The organism is Taklimakanibacter lacteus, assembly GCA_003576695.1.
GTDB classification, from domain to species: domain Bacteria; phylum Pseudomonadota; class Alphaproteobacteria; order Rhizobiales; family Aestuariivirgaceae; genus Taklimakanibacter; species Taklimakanibacter lacteus.
In genome coordinates this window covers 79,403-101,262 of sequence record QOZQ01000012.1, presented here as the reverse complement: position 1 = coordinate 101,262, position 21,860 = coordinate 79,403, and the positions used below count along the sequence as shown (strand labels likewise).

Genomic DNA, 21,860 nt, shown 5'->3' with positions numbered 1-21,860 from the left:
GCGGTTTGAGCGCAGGCGGGTTCAGAATCGCAACGCCCGCGGGTTTGAGCCGCGGGCGTGACTTCTCCGATCCTGATATTTCCCAAATCTCATGCTTTGGTCCGCAAAGTCAAGCCTCGTCAGGACATGTCGCGCAAGAACATCCCTGTCCGGCTTTCATTGCCAATTCCGGTCTCAGCCTCGGCTTCCGGCTCGGGCCCCGTTTCCCTGAGCTGATCCGCAATTGTCCGGGCGCGCCTGCGGATGGCATCGACCACCTGAGCGAGCAACGGATGGCCGCCCGCCGGCATGCCGGCCACGTCATCGGCGGTGGCGGCGACATGCGCGTCCGCCGCTTCCGCGAGCATCGCGACGCGGAGCAGAACCTGCCTCGGATTGAGCCCGCATTCGACGGCGAAGCGGCGCCAGTGCCGCCCCTTCAGATGCTCGCCCCGGCTCTTCCCGGCGATCTTCTGGGCGAGATTCTTCGTGACGTTCTCCCAGACTTCGCCGCACATGACGTCATAGATTGGCGCCAGCGTCATTCCGGATGCCCTGATCATCAGCGCATAATTCTTCGCATGCGCATCCGTGTTGCAGGCGATGACATTGAAGACCAGCATGTCGAGGAGCCGCACGATATCCGAAGCCGGCGCCAGACGTCTCACCGCCTCGAACATGTCCTTGAGGGCCGGCCCACGGATGCCCGTCCGATTTGCTTCATATTTGGCGGTGGGCGGCTTGCCGAGCGCCTGGCAGAAATCCTCCTGATGCAGGCGGCGCCAGCGGCCGTCGATTTCCCGGCGATCATAGCGCCTGACCAGCAGATAGCTGCGCTTTCCGGCAGCGCCGGTCGTCACGTCGGCGGCCGGCAACCCCATCCGCCGGGCAAGGGTGAGGCACAAGGCCTCGTTCTGCACGCTGCCCCAAAGCCGCGGAATATCCGGCTTGAGTATATGGGTCGAGGGAGATCCGTCGAGCGGAAGGCACAGGCGTCCGTCGATGCCGACGGCGACGGCCATCTTGCTCTGGGCGCCGGCGAGAGACATCGACACGCCCTCCTCGCCGACGAGAAACGGCTTCCGCGGCAACTCCTCGATGATGCGTTCGAGATCGGCCGCCTTGTCGATCGGGCGCCAGCTGCCGGGCGATGATGTTCCGGGACGGCCGATCGACAGGGCGCCCGCCGTGTCGCGGCCGATCTCGGCGAGGATGCCGATCACGTCGGAAGGCGCCAGCCCGAGAAATTGGCCCACCGCCTGCAGATTGCCGCTCTCGGGCAGCAGGTTTGCCGCCCAGGGAAGAAACACGGCCGGCCCTGCCCGCCTTTCGTCCAGCGGCATGGAGGCCGAGATGGGAAATGCGCCCTGTGTCGTGAGCCAGGACGGATCATAGGTGAAGCCGGCGCCATCGGCACCGATATCGATCAGCCCGACCAGCCGCTGCTCATAATAGACCGGAAGGGTCATGGCGCTGGCCCCCTCAGGATGACGGTGGCGGCAAGTCGTCGGCCGGCGGCACGTGTGCGGGCGCCTTTCCGAGGAGGTCGATGAGGCTGAGACCCAGGGCTTCGGCGACCAGAAGGCTCAGGCCCAGCCGGCAGGATGGCTTGCCGGCCTCGAGGTCGATGAGGAATCTGCGGCCCACACCGGTTGCCAAGGCAAGCTCGTCCTGCGTCATTCGGGCAACCGTCCGGCGCTTGCGGATCCCGGCGCCGAACTGCGCCGAGAGAGTGCGGGCTCTATTTTCGAGATCGGTCGAGAGGGTCATGGTCATGTCCTATGTTCCCGATCGGGTACATATCATGCCTCCACCCGGATAATCAAGAGATTTGTTCCCGATCGGGTACATTCTGCATGAAAAACGGCCTCAAGGTAAAATAAAGTACCCGATCGGGAACACAGATGCGGGCTGCTTCACGAAATCAACGCCCGAGCAGCGCCGCGCTCATCGTGCTCGAAAGCCTCCGCAAAGCTCTCGACTTCCACTTCCGTCATGCCGATTGCCCGCCCTTCCTCGCGCCACAGTGCAACGGCGCCCTCCACTTCCGCGAGGATCACGCGGGCCCGATCGCGCGAGAGGCGAAAATAGGCAATGACGGACATGAGAGCATCGACCGTAGCCTCGGGACCAACCCCCTCGGAAATCCACGTCTTCAATTCCCGAACCCGGTCGGGAAAGGGATTGACATCGAAGGCCGGCGCCAAACGCCATTGGCCACGATCAACATGGAGAAAGCCGTGATTGCGCAGGTGGTCATCGACATTGGTGATCAGCACAGAGAACGCCATCCGCCGCCACAGCTCTTCGATGTCGGCAGTCGCCCGGCTGCCATATCGCCGAAGCGCGTCGGCGATCTCGGCATAGCTGTGCTCGTCCGGATCCGCCGGCTCGGCGCCGAGCATCGTGGCCGCCGAGACATACATCAACCGTCCACCGGCGGTCCGATCGAAACGCCGGATCAGCGCGACCGGCCGGCCGTCGCTCTCCACAAGGCGCGCTTCGGCAGCGTCGATGCCTGCGCGGCGCGCCAGGCGCAAAGCGAGCACCTCGCCCTTCGTCACCGGCCGTTCATCCGTCACGCTTGGAAACTTGCCGATCGCAAGCCAGCCATCATCGTCAACGACGCTGCATTTCGGCCTCAGTCCGCCCAGTGATGTGCCGCGCCCCCGCAAATAGGCAAGGTCCGCCGCAGTTTCGGCGTTCATCTCGACAGCCCGCGTGGCGGCGGCCAATTGCGCGAGCTCGATAAGCGGAGGTGTTGTCCGGCGCCCCTCCTCGGCCGCGCGCTGGTAGTGTCCGTTCTCGTCCTTGAGGCGCAGCGCGCCGACACGGCTCACATCATCGACGGCGAGCAGGTAATCCATCGAATTGAGCGGCCTCGCATCGACCGGACGACCGGCACGGCGCGCCTCCTGCCTTCGCCTGGCATGATCGCGCTGGATGACCCGGCGCCCCCAGCCGTCGGGCTCCGTATCGGCAATCGCCGCGTGGAAGACCGAGCCATCCCCGCCTTTTCGATGAAACTGCGGACCGCTCGCCAGCGGCAGGCCAGGCTCGATCGAAAAGCGGTCGGACGATCGAAGCCAGTCGGCGGCATATTCAAACGATGCGCTCTGGCGAGCCCCCTGCTCTTCGTAGCGCAGCACGCCCAGATGCCGGCCTTCCTCGCCGAGATCGATGGCGATGGTTCGTCTCATAGGGGCTGAGGCTGCTTGCGGATGCGGATGCGCCTGGGCAGGCGTTCGGCGTCGAGCAGCAATCCCTGGTCGTCGTGGCGGGCGTCGGCGATCTCGCCCAGCGCGGCATCAAACCCGAGGACGAACAAGGCCATCGCATAGGCGCCCATCGCGACCGTGGGATCGCCTTTCTCGATCCTGAGATAGGTGCTCTTCGCGACACCGAGCCGCTCGGCCATCATCAGCGTCGTCAGTCTGCGCTTCCTGCGTGCAAGGGCGATATCCGCGCCGAGCTTGCCAAGCCCGCGCCTTACCTTCGGGGGAAGAGTATCGATAACTGTCGAGCGCATTAGGGTCTAATATAACGATCCAAATCAGACATACTATCTTATATATAAGACCTTAATGGAAACCCCAAGCAAATCCGAGAATTGGAGATTACAGGTCACCAAGCCGGCACCTAAGTTAATGAAAATCAGCAAAACGGCAATAAATTAATCATTATTCAGAGAGGGGAATCGACTTTCAGAGCAAATCTGGTTATCGTTTTTCAGGAAAAATCGGGCAAATATCGAACTTTTCAGATTGAGTTACAGATTTTCAGATGCCCATGCCATTGCAGATCCCAGCCAACCTCCCGGAAATTGCCGGAGAAACCATGCCCGTGGCAGCGCGGCCGGCAGGCTATGCGGCCCTCATTGCGGCCTTCGGCCTGCAGGTGCCGGCGCCCGATGCGCTTGTCGCCATCGGCGAAAAGCACACGATGCGGCAAGACGGTAGGTGGCGCATCCTCACGCCGCGATACCGGCCGGACGATACGATCAGCGCTCACCTGGATTTCGCCCTGCGCCATGAGGCTGTCGATCTGGGAATCCTCAATGCCCTTTTCACCGCTATCCCTAAGGGGGCGATCGAAGAGTGGGTAAAGGCGGAGCCGACCGGACAGCATGCCAGGCGCGCCTGGTTTCTTTATGAATGGCTGACCGGGCAGAGGCTCGCGCTGCCGGATGCTCCCAAGGCCCCCTATATCGGCGCCCTGGATGAGCAGCGTCAGTTTGCGGTCAGAGGCGAAACCGTCACCCGCTACCGCATCCGCAACAACCTGCCGGGCACGCCCGATTTCTGTCCGCTGGTCCGGCGCACGGACCATCTGACGGCCGTAACGGGCGCTGTTCTGGCAGAGGAAGCGCGCAAGGTCGTGCACCGCACCGCGCCGGACCTGATGGCCAGGGCCGCCGCCTTTCTTCTGCTGCAAGATTCCAAGGCATCCTATGTGATCGAGGGAGAACACCCGCCGCAGGATCGCATTCAGCGCTGGGGGCAGGCGATCGGCGAGGCCGGGCAACGTCCTCTCACGGCCGATGAGCTCCTGCGCCTGCAACGCATCGTCATCGGCAAGGCGCGATTCATGCATTTCGGGTGGCGCGCGGAAGGCGGCTTCGTCGGCACGCGCGATCGCGACACGAATGCGCCCATTCCCGATCATGTCAGCGCGCGGCCCGAGGATATTGCAGGCCTGATCGACGGGTTGATAGCCTATGCCGAAAGGGCGGAAAAAGGCGGGCTCGACCCTGTCACCGCCGCAGCCGCGGTCGCCTTCGGGTTCGTCTTCATTCATCCCTTCGAGGACGGCAATGGCAGGATTCACCGCTGGCTTGTCCACCACATGCTCTCGCGCAGCGGATTCAATCCGCCCGGCATGATATTCCCGGTTTCCGCGGTCTTTCTGCAACAGATCGGTCGCTACAGGGAAGTTCTCGAGCACTACTCTCATCCGCGCCTCCTGCTGACGCAGTGGGAGACGACGCCGACGCTGAATGTCCGCGTGCTCAACCGGACAGGCGATCTGTTTCGCTTCTTCGATGCGACGTCGCAGGCGGAGTTCCTGGCGGACAGCGTCGCGCACACCATCCGCAAGACATTGCCGGATGAGGTCGAGTATCTCCGCCGCTATGACCAGGCCAGGCAGCGCATCGGCGCATTCATCGAGATGCCCGATGCGACCTTCGATCTGATGATGGGCTTCCTTCGCCAGAATGGCGGCGCCTTCTCGCAGAGGGCGCGTTCGAAGGAATTTGCGGAACTGACTGAAGAGGAGGTGGCAGCTATCGAAAGCATCTATCGGGAGCTTCTGTCAGATCATGATGGGGCGAGCAGCGGCGGACTCGATGACCATGACGCCCGGAGTTGAATGCACTGGCACGCCTTCGTTTCAAAATAGACACAAGATAACAATTAAATGCACTGTCACCGAAACTTGAAGCCAACAATTAAATGCACTGTCACCGAAACGCGAAACGTTGATCAATTGAATGCACTGTCACTGAAAATCCGCTGTCAGGCAGAAAATCCACTTATCGGACTGTCAAGATTCTCCAGGCCAGCTCTTACCTTAAGACCGAATAAACTTTATCCTTGATTCAAACCTACTCAGTATATTGCTCAAACAATCCGTGCTCACATAGCCACCTTCAAATATTTTGATATCGCCGTTTTGTTTTGCGTATTCAACCGACAAAAATATTTCGTCGCTGTTTTTGCTCGAACGAAGATGTATGGCCTTCGTATCCCGCCAGTCCAAAACACCTCGCAACTCCCTTGCTTCAATCAATAAAGCCTTTATTTCGCCCGTGAAGGTTATGGTCCGTGTTTCACCAGATTGACTCTTAAATATAACAATCACCCGATCAAACTCAGAGTTGCTTCTGCAAGAGTATTCATGGAAATTCATGCCATTCTCCATTGGCCCGACACCTACAAGTGGTAGGAGCGCTGCGAACAACCATATTTTCTCCACCTGAGCCTCCTACCCACTTTTTGGCAAACAGCCTCTTCTACCCTGTTCCCTTGGAGTTACGGGCATCTTAGTGATGCGTCATCAAAGCACTCACCGCTTCTTAAGTCATAACAGATTATAACATAGAAAGCGGCAGCCACCATGACTGTCGGCATTCGTCTGCGAATAGGCCTTCAATTAGCATTTTTTGTCCCGGCCATGCCCGAGTGGTTTCACTTAGATCCAGTGAATTCGCGATATAGTGTCGTCGGACGCGCTTCAACTCCTTTACCCCCGATCGAATAACCAGCAGCACCGATGACCTGCTGAGTAAATGTGCCACACATGCACTTGATACTATATGGTTTGTTCCATCCCGTAACGACATTCATGGCGTCGTCATATTGACTAGCCGAGACCGTAAACCTTCTGTAGGCGAAAACGCCACCTCTAGGATCTTTACCTGTGGCCATCCATTCGTAGAAGTCTGGCAAATATCCCGTGACGGTTTTTTCATTTAAGACGTGCCCTTTGAGATCGCCGCCAGTACCGAAGGTCAACGCGTTACTCACATCCCATTCCACATCCGGCCAGAAGCCATAGCCTGATTGACCGCCATTACCGTCCTCGAAGACAACAAACGCATGCCCGATTGGGTCTGCCCCAGGACCGAGATGAACAACGGCATAAATCGTCTTTTGCTTGTAGGCTATACTCTCTCCATTCCACATTTGAGCGAAAGCCGCGGTGATCGCCGCATTAGCGAACTTACCACCGGTGAGAACTGATGCAGTGCCACCAGCGACTGCTGTGGTCGCTATTCTTCCAATTGCACCTTGCAGATTGCCATCACCAGATGGGCCAAACACGCCTTCCGACATAACACCAGCAGCAGCGCCAGCAGCATTGGCGACAAATCCATCCATGAATGAACCACCTTGGACCATGGACAGAGCGCCGCCAACGACACCATGAATTACACTCTTGACGACAGCAAAGGCGGCACGTGCGCCATTCATGACCCCCTCAGCTACGCCCATGACTCCTGCGAGCCCGTGGGTAATGTTGCCAACACCGCTCCATATCCCAGCACTTGCGACAGTGAACGCCATGGCTTGCAAGGCGTCACCTATGCTCCCGCCGCTAAGGATTGTGAGCGCTCCAGTGACGCCTGCACATATCGCAACCCCGACCGGTCCGGTCCCTCCACATCCTATGATCTGTATCGCCGCTCTGATGAGCGGTATCTTGAGTATCGCCTTGAATGCGGAGGCAATCGCATTGAACACCTTCGATATGAAGTTGCCGATGGCCTTGAAGATCGAGCCAAAGAAGAAGCCGGTCGGGTCGGTCATCGACAGCGGGTTGTTCAGCACATAGGTGTAGCGGTTGAGGCTCTGGCTGTTGGAGAGGTCCTGAACCATGGGATCGGCCGAGATGAACCTTCCGATCTCCGGGTCATAGACGCGCCCGTTCATATGGACGAGGCCCACCGTGTCGATCTGCTCATGCCCGGTGAAGCCCCTGGTGGTGATGAGGCTGGTGAAGACGTAAGGATTGGACATCGCCATCCAGGTCGTCTCGCGGCGCTTGCCCCAGGCATCGAAGCTCATCTTCTGGATGAGGGCGCCTGTCTCGTCGGTCAAAGCATCGATCGATCCTAAGTGATCGTCCAAGACATAGGCGGTGGTCTTCGTCGTCGTGCCCATCGCCGTGCGCTCGGTGATGATGGCGAAGTCGCCAATGTAATGCTTGGTCTCGAGCGAGGCGTCGGGCTTCTCGATCTTCTCATAGGCCTTGCCGCCGATATACCAAGTGGTGGTGATGCCGGAGCTGTCGGCATCCACCCGCTTGGTGCGGGATCTTTCCGGTCCATAGGTGAAGGTGACGGTGGCAGAGCCCCGGGTGATGCTGGTCACCATGTCGGAGGCGCCATAGGCGATGCTGCGCCCGTCGCCCGAGGTCATGTTGCCATTGGCGTCATAGCAATAGGTGGCGTTCTTCTCGCCCGCCACCGTGGTGACGGCATGCCGGCCGGGGATGACGCTGCCGCCGCAGGCCGTGTGGGCCTCGCCATAGGTATAGGCGCCGATATCGGACTTGGACGTGATATTGCCCAGCGTGTCATAGACGACGGTGACGGAGGAGCTCCAGGCGCCCGAGCCGGATTGCGTTGTGTCGCTCCGGGTCAGCCGGTTGAGATCGTCATAGGTGATGGTCTCGATCAGCGGATTGGAGCCGAACTCGCCATCCGCCCGCTTGGTGAGGTTGCCCAGCTTGTTGAAGGTGTAGGTGAGGTTCTGGATCAGCGTGCCGGACGCGTTCTCGCTGGCGATCGATTTGAGCCAGCCCCTCTGCGCGTCATAGGCCTTGGTGGTGGTGACGCCATTGCCGAGCTGGAACTGGGTGATGTTGCCCCTGGCATCATCGGCCTGGGCGGTCCAGTAGGGGGCGAGCGTCGCCGGGTTGATGACCTGGGTCAGATAGCCTTGCGCGTTATAGACATTCTGGACCGAGAGGCCCGAGGGATAGGTGACCGAGAGCGGGCGTGAGCCCGCATCATAGGCGGTCGACATCACATAGGGGGTGCCCTCGATCGTCTCGGTGACGTCCTTGCCGCGCAGGAGAGCGTCATAGGTGTAAGACGCCGAATAGCCGGGCATCGACACCGAGGCGAGCTTGCCCTTGGCGACCCCTCCCCCGCTTCCCATCGGGGCCGTGTCATAGGCCCAGCTCGCCGTGCGGTCTCCCGGATTGGCGGCTAAGGCATCATCGATCCGGGTCAGCATGCGGCCCAGAAGGTCATAGGTCATCACCGTGACCTGGCCCCTGGCATCGGTCTGGGACGCGATCTGCCCCAGGGCATTGTAGCTATAGGTCCAGGTGCCTTTGTCGGGATCGGTGTCGGAGATCTTGTTGCCGCGGATATCGTATTGGAACGAGCTTGCCGTTCCCGCCTCGCCATCGATGCCATAGGAGGTCATCTGGCCGATCGCGTCATAGGCATAGACCACCGCGGTGCCGAGATCGTCCACCACCCTTAACTCCCGGCCCATCGCGTCCCTGGTGACGCTCTTGGTCTGGCTGAGCTCATTGGTGCTGGTCTCGGTGAGGCCGTTATAGGCGACCGACTGGGTGCCGGTGTCGGGCCTTGTCGTCAGGACCGGGCGGTCCAGCAGGTCATACTGAATCGTCGTCCAGTAGATGGTGACCGCTCCTTCAAAGAAGGGCTCCGACTTCTGCGCCGTGTGGCCTTGCGCATCATAGACCGTGTCGGCATGCACTTCCGTGCCATTGAGCGAGAGCGTGCTCTTCCTCACCTCGCGATAGAGCTTGTCCTGATAGACCGTCTGGGTGGGGGCGACGATGGTGTTGTCGGACCCCCAGGTCCTGGTGACGAGCTTCAGGATCGCATTGGCGGGGCATGCGACCCCGCCGCCGCAGCGGAAGCGCTCCGTCGTCGTATAGGTGCCATCCGCCCGGTTCTCGCGCATCGGCCGGCCGAAGGCATCCTGCGCCGGCCAGTTGGTGGTGAGGTTGTTGGGGCCGGTGGTCGACGTCACCACGCCCGTCACCGGGTCATAATTGGTCGTCTGGCCCTGGCTTAAGGGATTGGTCTCGGAGGTCTTGTAGCGGCCGCGGGCATCATAGGTGTAGGTCGTGACCCGTGACGTGGCCGTCACATCGGCCAACGCCGGGCTGGCGGAGAAGAGCGATGCCCAGATGAGCGCCGCCCCGGCGAGCGCCGCGATTGTTCCGGCCGGCCTGAGCCTGCGACGCAAAAGACCAGCCAGCCGCCCGCGCAGCCCAACAATGAGAGCCATCTCTCGTCCCCCGAGATTGAGTGAAGTCGCCCCGTCCCGCATCATCATGGCTATGGCGCCCGGATGCTGGCGGCATTCTCAGCTCCCCAGGTCTCGGTCAGCGACGTGACCGCCCCGAAGCCGTTATAGCCATAGGTCTTGGTGTGGAAGAGCGGGCTGCCCGGCTCGACCGTCTCCGAGGTGATGAGCCCGGTTCCCGCATCATAGGTGAAGGACGAGGTCCGCGTGATCGACGGCTTGCCCGTCTCCTGGTGCAGCACCGAAGCCCCTGTCAGTCGGCCCAGACGCCAGTTCGCCGCATCATGCGTGTAGCTGTTGGTCGTCGTCTTGGTGTAGGTGATCGACCCGCCCGGATCGACCGTCGCCACCGTCACCTGGCGCGGGAAGCCGTAATTGGCGAAGTAGTTCCCGGCCCCATCATCATAGGCCGTCGTCTCCGTCACCGTGCCCAGAAGCGTGCCGTTGAGGTCTTTCCTGACCGTCGTGCTCGAGGGCGAGTAGCGGAACTTCAACGGCGTGCCATCGACCGTGGTGCCCGAGGCGGAAGCCCAGGTGATCGTCTGCTCCGACAAGGTCACATTGTAAGGTGCCGGCGCCAGCGTCTTGCTCGAGGTGAGCATCCCCTGCCGGTCATTGGCCCAATCCTGGCTGTAGACCGACTCGGTCACGATGTTCTTCGCCGCATCGGTGATCTTCGTCTTGGCAAAGCCCAGATTGCCGATGTCGTTCGCATGCGTGCGCAGCGCTTCATATTTGTAAGTCTGGCTGTTCTCAGCCCCGATGCCGTTATCGGCCCGAACCTCCGACACCACATAGCGCGGCGCGATCACCTCCTGCACCGGATAGGTCGAGCCCGTGCCCTTCGTGTAGACCGTCGTATCCGTCAAAGGCTTGTAGGCAAGCTTCGTCGACAGGCCCAGGCCGTTCGTCACACCGACAAGCTGGTCAGGGAACTTCCAGGAAGAGAGAAAGAACCTGTCATTGGCATTCGCCTTCGCCCGGCCATGCGCTTCCGCATAATAGAGATAAAGATCGAGCAGACCATCGCCATTGAAGTCGCCGGTCACTTTGATGTCGAGATCGTAATCCCCCGACCCGCCGATGCCGGGCGCGCCTGCCAGGCTGACCTTTTGAAAATGCCCATCGCCCAAGCTCTTCACGATGTAATCATTGGCGTTACCGTCCGATTGCGGCGGATTCCCCTCCTGCGTCCGCATCAGATAGTGGTCGGTCAGGCCGTCGCCCGTGAAGTCACCCGAGGCCGCAAGCCGGTATTCATCCGGAACCTGTGATCCGCCCGAAAGCCCGGTGACGACTTCGAATGTGAAATCGCCCTTCGAGATCCAGGTGGCATCCTGGAGATTGCCCAACCCCTGCCCCTCGGCATCCATCGTGAAGACATAGAAGTCGGTCAGGCCGTCACCATTGTAGTCGCCGGAACTGCCGATGCCTTTGCCATTCGCCACGCTCTGCGCGGCAGGCAAGGTCACATCCTGGAATGTCAGGGTGCCTGTGCTCCCATTGGGAGCCCACTTGGCAATCCAGAAATGATCGGCGGTACTGGCGGCAGCCTTGCGCAGCTTCTTGTCGGACCGGAACACATACATGTCGGTGAGGCCATCACCGTTGAAGTCGCCTGTCGTCGGAATTGCGTAATTGTCATAATTGGCGATATTGATGCCGGCGGCTGTGTTGATGACAACCTTCTGCAGCGCGCCGGTCGGCTGACCCATCAGCACATAGGGCAACTGCCCCGTGGTCTTGATCTGATAGCTGCCTCCATCGGTGCGCATCAGAAACAGGTCCATCAGCCCATCGGCGTTGAAGTCGCCCGAGGCCAGAATCTTGGTCGAATCAACCGCGCTATTGGCTGTAGTCAGCGTCACGCGAGTGAAGGTGCCGTTGCCATTGCTGATCGCGACGAAGTCGGCGCTTGACCCCGATTTCTGACCATCTTGCTGGGCGCGATAACTGTAGAAATCGGTCAGCCCATCGCCGTTGAAATCACCCGAAGCGGCAACGATGTTGTAGGTCGGCAAACTGTCCGCAACCGGGATGACAACTTCCTGGAATGTTCCGGTGGATGTCGTGAGCCATACCCTGTCAGGGAGAGCAGGAATAAAGGGCGGCCAGCCATTATACTTCCTGCCATCCTCGTCGGCTCGAAAGAGATAAATATCCGTCAGCCCGTCGCCATTGAAATCACCCGAGGCGCCAACGGTAAAAAACTCAAGCGCCGAGTGGATGCCCTGAGTGCCGGTCAGGATCGATGTCGTGAGGCCTGCCTGTCCGTCCTGCGACCACTGGAACGTGGTGGCCGGGAAGCAGTCGAGACTGCTCGTCGCCGTGTCGGTGGCGCATTCCGTGACGCTGACCAGGCGCGACCGGCCGCTCAAGGGCGGCGTCGTCTCATAGGCGAGCTGATAGTCGCGATAGAGGGTGCTGTCGGCATAGACCTTGATATTGGTCAGCCGCTGGTCGAGCACCATCTTCGACCCCGCCTGCCAGCTCCGCATCACATCGCCACGCGCCGCATAGATGAACTCGACATGGTTATAGGGAGCAAGGCCCTGCGCGTCGTTGCCGGTATAGTCGATGCGCGCAATGCGATAGCCACCATTGGTCGTGTCTTCGGTGTAGGTGAAAGTCTCATAGTTCCCGACCGTGTCCGAGAGCTTGTTGATCGCCCAGACGAAGACATCGCTGCGCCCCAGCGCCTCGATCCGCGAATCGGCCGTATTGCCGAACTCCATGATCTCGCCGCTCTTGCGCCAGATTTTGAACCATTGCGGCCCGGAGCCGGCGGCGCCATAGGACACGATGCGGGAGAACTCGTCCTGGGTGGTGCGGTATTCGGTGCCATCGGCGCCATAGGTGCCCGACACCGGCACAAGGCGCTGCCCGTTCAGGCAGTATTTGTCATTGGCGTCATAATCGACCGGATCGATGCCCGGCGAGCCAGCTGCTGTGCCATCGAGATTATACGAGGTGGGGCAGCGGCCGATGGCCGAGAGCCCGCCGATCGACCAGCCCATGCCGGCCGGCCCATTGCCGGCAAGGCTGTCATATTGCAGCGTGATCTTGGGCTGGAGACCAGTGGTGCCGGCCGGCACCGCGATCGGGATCGAATAGCTCGCCGATCCCGAAGGCGAAACGCCTAACTCCCCGGCCGTGGCGCCGACAAGCTCCGCGGCCCGGGGCTGAAGTGAAGGACAGGCAATCTGCGCCGTCGCAATCGCCAGAAAACCCACAGCCCACCGGCGCAAGCCACCACGAGCGACGCCCTGAGATGCCATCGCTCCGGCAATTCCACACAAATCAAGCGCAAAAACACCCAGCCGCCGCATCATAGCCGCCCCCGATCAAGCTGTTGCAACAGGCAAACTGACTCAACTCAAACTTGATTCGCAAGAGTCAAGTTACAAACTGGAAAGCATTCGAGGCTTGTCCGTTGTTTCCTAGAAACTGGAGAGGAATTCGGCTCACGGGCCAATCGGGATTCGCACTTCCCCGAAAGGACTTAACCGGCAAAAGCTCCCCGGGCCTCACTCCACCATCAGGGTCTCGGTCTGGCAGAGGCCGACATCAGGCCGCTCGATTCCGGTGCTGTCCGAGAACTCGATCGCAAGCGTGTAGACGCACCAGCCCGTCTCGGAGGCGACGGCAAGCTGGCCGCCGCTGAAGGCGTTGGTCGTCGAAGGCGTCGCCTCGTCTTTGGGCGTGGCGTAGATCGCCGAAATCGTCTTGCCGGAGACATTGCTGATCCTGACGGCAAGCGCTGCCGCATCCGCTTTGCTGTTGCCGCAAGCATCCTCATGCCGGCTTATATCTCAACCCTGCTCCTGGTTGCTGTCCTGCTGCCCCATCGCCGGAATCGAAGCACGCCGGCAGATCATACCCGATTCGATGAATCGGCTCCTGGCCATTCCCGTCCATGTCATTATTGAAACAGGCTTCCGGTCCGGGCTGCCGAATGGCCCAGCACCGGCGCTCCGCTTCGCTCCACTTGCGGCTGGTCTCAGCCACGACCGCAAAGCTCTTCTCTTGCTCTTAAAAATAAGACTTCCTTATTCGATGGGCTTGCTGGCTAGATCATAGTTCGCCGGGTCAAGACCAAGCTCAATCACACCCTTTGAAAGTTCATTTCGGAACACATTCTGAAACTCCTCATCATAGGTCGTGACACTTGTGCGGATGGCAACCCTCCAATGATCTCCACGTTCCCAGGCTTCCATGAAAGCGGAAGCGAGCTCGGCGTGCTGACGATTCGCGATCATTGCTTCGATGATTGATCTAGCCTGAAGCCGATCTTTTGGACTTTTTGTGACCAGATCGCGATCGGCTTTTCGGCGAGATCCTACGATCAGTTTGTGGATGGCATATCGCTCTGGCGATGGAATTAGCACTGGCACACCTGCTCCGTGCAACAGGACCGCACGGATCGGTTGATGGATCAGGTAGTCGAGAAAGCGCAACGGAAATGCCGCCGCTCCGCCCAATGCTGGCATGGTTACAGGTTTTCCCGCTTGGTCGTCGGATCCGCGATTTGGCGTCAGAAACTCGACCTTGAAATTATCTCTAGAGACGAACTGCGCGGAAACACGACTGTCCATTTGGCTTGGGATTTCGCGAAAGGTCGTATCGACTCGTCGAAGCACCTCAAGAATGGGAGGCAAGGAATCGCCAACCGCTACGGATATTTCGTGGAACTGCGCGAAGTCAGCATCGCCGGTTTGCATGGCAACCGCGTTGAGGCGACTCCCGAGGACGGCGGAATAACATTGATATGCGATAGTACCGATGAGTACGCCGCGTAGGCGGAAAAAGCCTGCCTTTCCGAGTTCCTCCACCACTTGGCCCGCCATTGGCAGGGGACGCGGCAGATGGGCCTCACGCGTCAATAAGGATACGAGACGGCGACGCCCTTTCAGGTTGGCTTTGATATCCTTGAACGCCTCGACTCTCTTGGTGATTTCAGGATCGTCTACGGGACCAACATAGCGGCGGGCTTGACCGGTACCTTCGGGCTTTGGGGTATCGAAGTACCAATACTTCTTGTCTTTGACCTCCACGGCGACAAACCTGCCTTCCGCAGAAAAATCAGAGGTAAAGCTTTCATCGAGGCTACGCTGGGCCAACTCAGAATAAATCGTTTGGTATGTGATATCGAGACGACGGATCGGAGCCATGCGAGAGTCCAAGTATACTATTTTCGTGAAACTAGTATAATTCTTTTGAAAAATCAAGATGATATACTAAATTTGCAAAATTAGTATAGCTCTCATAGAGGAACTTAAGCCTGACTATTGCTGTCCTGCTGCCCCATCGCCGGAATCGAAGCACGCCGGCAGATCATACCCGATTCGATGAATCTGCTCCTGGCCATTCCGGGCGTTGTCCATATCATTATTGAAACAGGCTTCCCCACCCTGCCGCCCCGGTCCGGGCTGCCGAATAGCCCAGCGACTGCCCCTATGCACTTAACACCTCGTCGACCGTGAACTATTCCCAAGGCCTTGTTGGGATTGAATGATCTGACGGTTGTGAGGTTTTGATTTTGCCGGAAAGCCCGGATTGTGTGGCAGTTTTCTTGCAGATTCGATTAGGGATTCCGCAACTCAGCGAAGCGTGATTCTGTGGGCGCAGAGATAGGCCTGAGGGATCGCCATGAAGCCACGCGAGCGCCGCGAGACGGGGGAGCAGGATCTGTTCCACTCCCGCCTCGACCAGATCATCAACATGAGCCACGAGCTGGTGAAGCTGGCGGGAACGATTTCATGGAGCTTCATCGAAGAGAAGTGCGGCGAGCCCTACCGTGACGGTCCCGGCATGCCGCCCTTGCCGACAAGGCTGATGGCGGGCTTGGCGATCCTCAAGCACACATTCGACCTCTCGGATGAGGAGCTGTGCGCGCGCTGGGTGGAGAACCCGTATTTCCAATATTTCTGCGGCGAGGAGTTCTTCTGCCACGAGCTCACCTTCGACCGCTCCTCGATAACGCGCTGGCGCCAGCGCATGGGCGAGGAGCGGATGGTGAGCCTACTGCAGGAGAGCCTTCAAGTGGCGGTGAAGACGGGGGCGATGAAGCCTTCCGATACACGCCGGGTTATCGTCGACACCACAGTCCAGCCCAAGAACGTGATGTTTCCGACCGATGCCAAGCTGATCAACCGGGCACGCGAGAAGCTGGTGAGCCTGGCCAGGCGGGTGGGGATCGACCTGCGTCAGGAGCGCTAATCGCAGAAAACGGCACTACAGCTGGGTCACCGGGATTCAGAAGGAAAACATTTCCATTCGCGAGCTTTTCAACCTGGCCACAGGATTAACTCTGTGCCCGCCGCAAAACATCACGCCCAACAGCGAATGGCACAGGCACGAGACATCCTCTTGCCAACCACCAGGCGGGTTTCGCTTGTGTCGTAGCGGTTCGTAATCCGGAAGGTCACTCCACCATCAGCGTCTCTGTCTGGCAGAGATCGACATCCGGGCGCTCGACACTCGTGCTGTCCGAGAACTGGATAGCGAGTGTGTAGACACATTGGCCGTTCTCCCCGCCGACGGTAAGCTGGCCGCCGCTGAAGGCATTGGTCGTCGAAGGCGTCGCCTCGTCCTTGGGGGTGGCATAGATCGCCGAAATCGACTTGCCGGAGACATTGCTGATCTGCACCGTCATGGCGCCGGCAGCCTGCGCCGACCCCACAACAAGACCCAGAACCATCGCCGATCTGAAAAATCTCATTTTATCCCCCATTGCATCCGTTTTGCCTTTGCGCCAAGCATGCAATATGCCTGCTTACATCTGGACCTTGGCACTGCTCGCAACATTGCTTCCCATTGCCTGGATCGATGCACGCCGGCAGATCATACCCGATTCGCTGAACCTGCTTCTGGCCATTCTGGGCGTTGTCCATGTCATTATTGAAACAGGCCTCGCTACCCTGTCGCTCCGGCTGCTGGCGGCAGCGGCGGTTGCGATTTTCTTCTTGGGCTTGAGAAAACTCTACTTCGTCCTTCGCAGCCGGACCGGCCTCGGCCTCGGCGATGTCAAATTCCTCACCGCCGCCACTCTGTGGCTTGGGCCCCTCGGCCTGCCCTGGCTCGTTCTTTTCGCGAGCATTTCAGGGCTTGCCTGGCATATTGCCGTCACATATCGCGGCGGCGGCGCTTCGCCCTTGCAACGCATTGCCTTCGGGCCTCATTTAGCTGTGGGTTTCCTCGCAGCCTGGATTTGGCAGCCGCAAAACATGATCTAGAACAGCAGGGATGATGAGTCGCTTACCCTCTTCCCGCAAGCCCCGGCGGCCGGACGGCACCGAGGGCTTCACTTTGACCGAGCTCCTGGTCGTCCTCGGCATCGTCGCCCTGCTGGCCGCCCTCGTCGCCCCCCAGGTGGTGCGCTATCTGGGCAAGGCGCGCAGCGACACGGCGACCGCCCAGATCAGGAATATCGAAGGGGCGCTCGAGCTTTATTATCTCGATGTCGGCTCCTACCCTTCCGCCAGCGACGGCCTCGACGCCCTGTTCACGGCCCCCGCCAATGCCGCGTCCTGGAAGGGCCCCTATCTCAAGCAGCGCGACGGATTGATCGATCCCTGGGGCAAGCCCTATCTCTATCAAAGCCCCGGCCAGCATGGCGATTTCGACATCTCCTCGCTTGGCCGCGACGGCCGCGAGAATGGCGACGGCGAGGATGCCGATATCACCAGCTGGTAGACACCGCTGCGGATGGTGGGGCCGGTCACCTCGCCACCGGGATCAGGACATCGAGCCGCAGAAATCGCCGCTGGTCGTCCGCGGGGAAGCCGATCTCGATCCGGACCGCCAGCGGCAGCACCTTGCCTTGCGGCCAGTCGGCAAACCACTGCGGCTTCATGCCTTCCTGCGGCGAGCCGAAGTAACTGAAGGACAAGGAACTGATCGCCGGCAGCACCGTCAGGGCGTCATTGCCGGGAGCGTTCGGGTCCATGCGCGGCCGAAAGGCCCGTCTTGTGGTGACCAGGTCCTTGCGGCCCGAGGCATCCTGCCTGAGCGAGAAGCGGACCAGATAGAGCCCGCCATATTCGAGACGGTTGTCGGCATGTGTCACGAAGACAAGCTCTCCCCTGCCGCCGGAGAAGGCCAATTGAGGATCGGCACCGTCCCTGATCAGAAAGACTATCCGCATCGATTCAATGGCGCGGCGCAGATGCGTGCGCACCGCCTCGACGGCGGAGCGTTCCTCGATCAGCGTCTGGACCCGCTCGAAATTCCGCAGATAGCGGATGGCCCCGATGGCATAGACCGACAGAAGCGCCAGCAGCGCCAGCGCCACCAGAAGCTCGAGCAGCGTCGCGCCTTCCTCGCCATCCCGGGCGGCGCTCATTCGATGCGGGCCAGAAGCGTGGTTTCAAGATCAAAGCCCGGCACCGTAGCATCCTCCTGCCGCACCTCCACTCTCACATGCACAAGAGCAAGGGCATTGGGCGCGGGATCCTGATCGGCGGCGGGTGTCAGCATGATGGTCCAGGCATAGCCTTGCGACACGCCCGACATCCGGCCGGGCTGCAGAACCGGCTTGAGCTGGAGGTCCGACAGGAGGTCCTGCCCGACCGCCACCATCTCCATCTGCCGGTCGGCCGCATCGAGCCGGCGCAGACCATCGCCGAATATCCTGAAGCTCATGATCACGGCGCCGGAAAGGATCACGAAGGCGACGAGCACTTCGAGAAGCGAGTAGCCGTCTTCTCTGCCACCCACGCTTTCCGCATCCCCACCTTCCCCCGCTTCGCGCGGGGAAGGTGGCGCGAAGCGCCGGATAAGGGTGGTCATCGCAGTAAAAGGCATCACCGAAAGCCTCGGCAAGCAGCACGCGCGAACCGGCGGCGCATGCGTGGCTGCGGCGAAGCCCCCCATCCGGCTCGCTTCGCTCGCCACCTTCCCCGCAAGGGGGAAGGATGATTGAGTTCGCCAACTTGCCTCCCCCGCAACATCACTGCCTCCCCGCATAGTCGATAGCGACGGCGCCGGTGAGCCAGGAGATGGCGATCGTCGCCCGATTGCCGTCGCGCTCGATCTCGATGGCGCCGCCGGTGGCCCCGCCACCCGGCATGAAGCGGAAGCCGGCATCGGTGTCGAGGATCTCTCCACGTGCCGTCTTCACCCGGAGAACCGTCTCGGGGGGCAGGATGACCGCATTGGAGCGGGCCGGATAATCGATGCGCCGGCTCTTCAGGTCAACGGTGACACGCGTTTCCCTGCTGCCGCTCACCGCGTCGATGCGCGCCAGCCGCAACAGGGCGGATATCTGCTGTGCTTCGGCCCGGAAGGTGCGTCCCGAGCCCGATGTCCTGAGCAGCGGCAGCGAAACGACCATGACCAGCGCCAATATGCCAAGCACGGTCAGCATCTCCATCAAGGTGAAGCCCGCTCGCTTGTCCCTGGCATCAGCGGCCGTCATCTGACCGCGATCTCGTTCACGTTCAATATCGCCTGCATCACGCTCATGATGAGGCCGCCGATCATGAGGCCGAGCACCAATGTCATCACCGGCGTGAGGAGCGCCATCCAGCGCTCGGTGCTGCGCGCCACATCGGCCTCGCTCTTTTCGGCAATATGGAGCAGCATCTCGGCCAGCCGGTTGGTCTCCTCGCCAAGCGCCAGAATGCGCGCCGAGGCGGGATCGAAGATGCGGCCGGCCTTGAGCGCCTGCGACAGGCGCCTGCCATGGATGACCTGCTCGCGCGCCGTTCTCACCTCTTCCCTGGCGATCCGGTTGCCGACGACCTCGACCGCGGCCGCCATGGCCTGCTGCAAGTGAACGCCGCTCTGCAGCAAGGTGGCGACGGTGCGGCAGATCGCGCCGAGCGCCGCCTTACGGATATGGGCGCCGATGAATGGGATGCCAATCAGCGCCCGATCGATCGCAAGACGCGAAGGCTCCCGTTTCACGAGCATATAAAGAAGCGTTCCCAGGCCCGCGAGGCCAAGAAGGATCAGCGGCCAGAAGGCTTTGGTGAAGTCGATGATGCCGATGAGGACGGAGATGATCACAGGCAGATCCATGCCTGAGCCTTCGAAGAGCGGCATGATATTGGGGATGAGCACGGTGACGATAATGAAGATCGAGATGAAGGCCATCACCAGCAGCAGGGCCGGATAGACGAGAGCGGAGACGAGCTTGTGGCGCAACTCGAGCCGCCGCTCCAGAAACGCGGCGAGCTGCGCCAGGACGGCGGCAAGCGATCCCGTCTGTTCGCCCGCCCTGATCATGGCGATCTCATCGCGCCGGAAGCTGCCCGCCGCCGCGGCGAGCGCCGCAGAGAGCGTCTGGCCGGCGGTGACTTTTTCGGCGAGCTGGCGCAGAAGCTTGCCATTTTCACCGGACCCCGCCCCCTCCACCATGATGCGCAGGGCATGATCGATATTGACATCGGCCTTGATGAGTGTGGCCAGCTCACGCATCAGGCCGGCGCGCGCGGCAAGCCCCAGCGAGCGCGACAAGGACAGCCAGAAAGAGCGCGCCGGCCCCGCCGCCACTTCGACGGTTTCATAAGGAAGGATGCCCTTGTCGCGTATGAGGCGCAGCGCATCGGCCAAGGAGGGCGCTTCGATCGTGCCCCTGACCTGGTCGCCTGCCGGCGAGAATGCGCTGTAGCGAAACTCGGCCATCAGAGCGAGGACGTGGCTTTGACGACTTCATCGATCGATGTCTCGCCCGCGGCGACCTTCGCCATGCCGCATTCATAAAGAGACACCATGCCATTGCGGCGCGCAAGCTCGGCCAGCTCGCCATCGGCGACCCGTCGCACAACGGCATCGCGCACAGCGCCCGCGATCTCGAGCAGCTCATAGATGGTGGTGCGGCCACGAAAGCCGGTATGCCCGCAGAGAGCACAGCCTCTGGGCTCGAAAATGCGCCCGAGCCTGACCGATGAGCCGGACTGCGCGAGATGAGCATTCACGCCCGCCGGCGCATCGACCTCGACCTTGCAGGAGGAGCAAAGCCTGCGCACCAGCCGTTGCGCCAGGATGGCCCGCAGGGACGAGGCCAGGAGATAGTCCTCTACTCCCATATCGAGGAGCCGCGTGATGGAGGCCGCGGCCGAGTTCGTATGCAGGGTCGAGAGCACGAGATGGCCGGTGAGCGAGGCCTGGATGGCGACCGACGCCGTCTCGCCGTCCCTGATCTCGCCGACCATGATGATATCGGGATCCTGGCGCAGGATCGAGCGCAGCACATTGGCGAAATCGAGCCCGATCTGCGGGCGCACATGCGTCTGGTTGATGCCGTCGAGATGATATTCGATCGGATCCTCGACGGTGAAGACCTTGGCCTCGCTGCGGTTCAACAGGCGAAGGGCGGCATAGAGCGTGGTCGTCTTGCCGCTGCCGGTGGGGCCGGTGACGAGCAGGATGCCGTTCGGCTGCCCGATCAGACGCGACAGGCGCGCGATCGCCTCGGCCGAGAAGCCGAGCGAGGCGAAATCGAGCGCCACATTCTCGCGGTTGAGGATGCGCAGGACGACGCTTTCGCCATAGAGCGTCGGCACGGTCGAGACGCGCAGATCGATCTCATCGCCCTTCACCGGGATCTTGATGCGGCCATCCTGCGGCAGGCGCTGCTCGGCGATATTGAGGCGGGCCATGACCTTGATGCGCGAGATGACGCCCGCCTGCATGTCCTTGGGCAAGGACTCCGCCGCGGTCAGCGCGCCATCGATGCGGAAGCGCACGCGGACCTGGTCTTCCAGCGGCTCGACATGGATGTCGGAGGCACGCCGCTCGACGGCAAGTCCGATCAGGCGGTTCACCTGCCGGATGACCGGGGCCTCGCGCGCCACATCGCGCAGGCGCTCGACATCGTCCTCGATGGCGCTGGCCTCGACGCCTGCCCCGTCAGCCAGGTCAGGCGCCTCCGCCCGGTCGAGCTGCGTGACCCGCTTGAAGAAGGCGGCAACCGCGCTGCCCGTCGAGACCTGCATCTCCACGGGCCGCTCCAGGAAGAAGCCGAGCGCCCTTATCGCATCCGATTCGAAGGGGCGTGCCGTGGCGATGACGACCTGACGCGGCCCGACCGCCAGGGGCACGATCTCGGCCCGCTTGAGAAAATCGACAGGCAAGGAA

17 protein-coding genes and 1 pseudogene are annotated in these 21,860 nt (G+C 60.9%); 4 read left to right on the top strand and 14 right to left on the bottom strand.

Annotation, left to right across the window (positions count from 1 at the left end; genetic code table 11):
• Positions 1 to 119: 119 nt before the first annotated feature.
• The 4 genes from DT068_RS22760 to DT068_RS22745 all read right to left on the bottom strand — a co-directional run bounded on the left by DT068_RS22760 (position 120) and on the right by DT068_RS22745 (position 3,508).
• On the bottom strand, positions 120 to 1,448 hold the full coding sequence (locus DT068_RS22760) for a type II toxin-antitoxin system HipA family toxin (protein ID WP_119392193.1): 1,329 nt from the start codon (positions 1,446 to 1,448) through the stop codon (positions 120 to 122).
• Between the two features lie 13 nt (positions 1,449 to 1,461).
• Complete coding sequence (locus tag DT068_RS22755; protein ID WP_119392192.1) at positions 1,462 to 1,755, bottom strand: helix-turn-helix domain-containing protein; 294 nt, start codon at positions 1,753 to 1,755, stop codon at positions 1,462 to 1,464.
• Positions 1,756 to 1,895: 140 nt separating this feature from the next.
• Positions 1,896 to 3,179, bottom strand: a complete 1,284-nt coding sequence (locus tag DT068_RS22750) for a type II toxin-antitoxin system HipA family toxin (protein ID WP_119392191.1) — start codon at positions 3,177 to 3,179, stop codon at positions 1,896 to 1,898.
• Positions 3,176 to 3,508, bottom strand: coding sequence for a helix-turn-helix transcriptional regulator (locus tag DT068_RS22745; protein ID WP_119392190.1), 333 nt, complete (start codon positions 3,506 to 3,508; stop codon positions 3,176 to 3,178). Before DT068_RS22745 ends, DT068_RS22750 begins: the two co-directional genes overlap by 4 nt.
• Positions 3,509 to 3,816: 308 nt before the next feature.
• Between DT068_RS22745 and DT068_RS22740 the strand changes: the two genes are divergently transcribed.
• Complete coding sequence (locus DT068_RS22740) at positions 3,817 to 5,349, top strand: Fic family protein (protein ID WP_119392189.1); 1,533 nt, start codon at positions 3,817 to 3,819, stop codon at positions 5,347 to 5,349.
• Positions 5,350 to 5,550: 201 nt separating this feature from the next.
• Here the strand turns inward: DT068_RS22740 and DT068_RS22735 are convergent, their stop codons facing one another.
• From DT068_RS22735 to DT068_RS22720, 4 genes are all read right to left on the bottom strand, one after another.
• Positions 5,551 to 5,889, bottom strand: coding sequence for a hypothetical protein (locus tag DT068_RS22735; RefSeq protein WP_119392188.1), 339 nt, complete (start codon positions 5,887 to 5,889; stop codon positions 5,551 to 5,553).
• 278 nt (positions 5,890 to 6,167) lie between these two features.
• Positions 6,168 to 9,758: an RHS repeat domain-containing protein gene (locus DT068_RS22730; RefSeq protein WP_162914390.1), complete on the bottom strand. Its 3,591-nt coding sequence runs from the start codon at positions 9,756 to 9,758 to the stop codon at positions 6,168 to 6,170.
• Positions 9,759 to 9,808: 50 nt separating this feature from the next.
• Positions 9,809 to 13,054 carry an FG-GAP-like repeat-containing protein gene (locus DT068_RS22725; protein ID WP_162914389.1) on the bottom strand — a complete coding sequence of 1,082 codons (3,246 nt, stop codon included), beginning with the start codon at positions 13,052 to 13,054 and terminating at the stop codon, positions 9,809 to 9,811.
• A gap of 771 nt (positions 13,055 to 13,825) precedes the next feature.
• Complete coding sequence (locus tag DT068_RS22720; protein WP_119392185.1) at positions 13,826 to 14,947, bottom strand: nucleotidyltransferase family protein; 1,122 nt, start codon at positions 14,945 to 14,947, stop codon at positions 13,826 to 13,828.
• Positions 14,948 to 15,425: 478 nt separating this feature from the next.
• On the opposite strand from DT068_RS22720, the pseudogene DT068_RS22715 reads away from it, so the two are divergent.
• Positions 15,426 to 15,986 (top strand): annotated as a pseudogene (locus DT068_RS22715) (transposase); the annotation flags it as partial.
• Positions 15,987 to 16,200: 214 nt separating this feature from the next.
• Here DT068_RS22715 and DT068_RS22710 read toward each other — a convergent pair.
• Entirely contained in the window at positions 16,201 to 16,497 is a 297-nt protein-coding gene (locus DT068_RS22710; RefSeq protein ID WP_162914388.1) for a hypothetical protein, read from the bottom strand.
• A 46-nt stretch (positions 16,498 to 16,543) separates the two neighbouring features.
• Between DT068_RS22710 and DT068_RS22705 the strand changes: the two genes are divergently transcribed.
• Entirely contained in the window at positions 16,544 to 17,011 is a 468-nt protein-coding gene (locus DT068_RS22705) for a prepilin peptidase (RefSeq protein ID WP_162914387.1), read from the top strand.
• Positions 17,012 to 17,024: 13 nt separating this feature from the next.
• Entirely contained in the window at positions 17,025 to 17,471 is a 447-nt protein-coding gene (gene gspG / locus DT068_RS22700) for a type II secretion system major pseudopilin GspG (RefSeq protein WP_368905036.1), read from the top strand.
• A gap of 25 nt (positions 17,472 to 17,496) precedes the next feature.
• On the opposite strand, the gene DT068_RS22695 is transcribed toward gspG, so the two are convergent.
• From DT068_RS22695 to DT068_RS22675, 5 genes are all read right to left on the bottom strand, one after another.
• Positions 17,497 to 18,120: a hypothetical protein gene (locus DT068_RS22695; protein ID WP_119392181.1), complete on the bottom strand. Its 624-nt coding sequence runs from the start codon at positions 18,118 to 18,120 to the stop codon at positions 17,497 to 17,499.
• The gene (locus DT068_RS22690; protein WP_162914386.1) at positions 18,117 to 18,494 is read right to left on the bottom strand and encodes a type IV pilus modification PilV family protein; all 378 of its coding nucleotides are present in this window, start codon (positions 18,492 to 18,494) and stop codon (positions 18,117 to 18,119) included. The genes DT068_RS22695 and DT068_RS22690 overlap by 4 nt, the downstream gene beginning before the upstream one ends.
• 232 nt (positions 18,495 to 18,726) lie before the next feature.
• Positions 18,727 to 19,194, bottom strand: a complete 468-nt coding sequence (locus DT068_RS22685; protein WP_119392274.1) for a GspH/FimT family pseudopilin — start codon at positions 19,192 to 19,194, stop codon at positions 18,727 to 18,729.
• Complete coding sequence (locus DT068_RS22680; RefSeq protein WP_119392179.1) at positions 19,191 to 20,405, bottom strand: type II secretion system F family protein; 1,215 nt, start codon at positions 20,403 to 20,405, stop codon at positions 19,191 to 19,193. The genes DT068_RS22685 and DT068_RS22680 overlap by 4 nt, the downstream gene beginning before the upstream one ends.
• Positions 20,405 to 21,856, bottom strand: a complete 1,452-nt coding sequence (locus DT068_RS22675) for a GspE/PulE family protein (RefSeq protein WP_438816452.1) — start codon at positions 21,854 to 21,856, stop codon at positions 20,405 to 20,407. Before DT068_RS22675 ends, DT068_RS22680 begins: the two co-directional genes overlap by 1 nt.
• Positions 21,857 to 21,860: the final 4 nt, after the last annotated feature.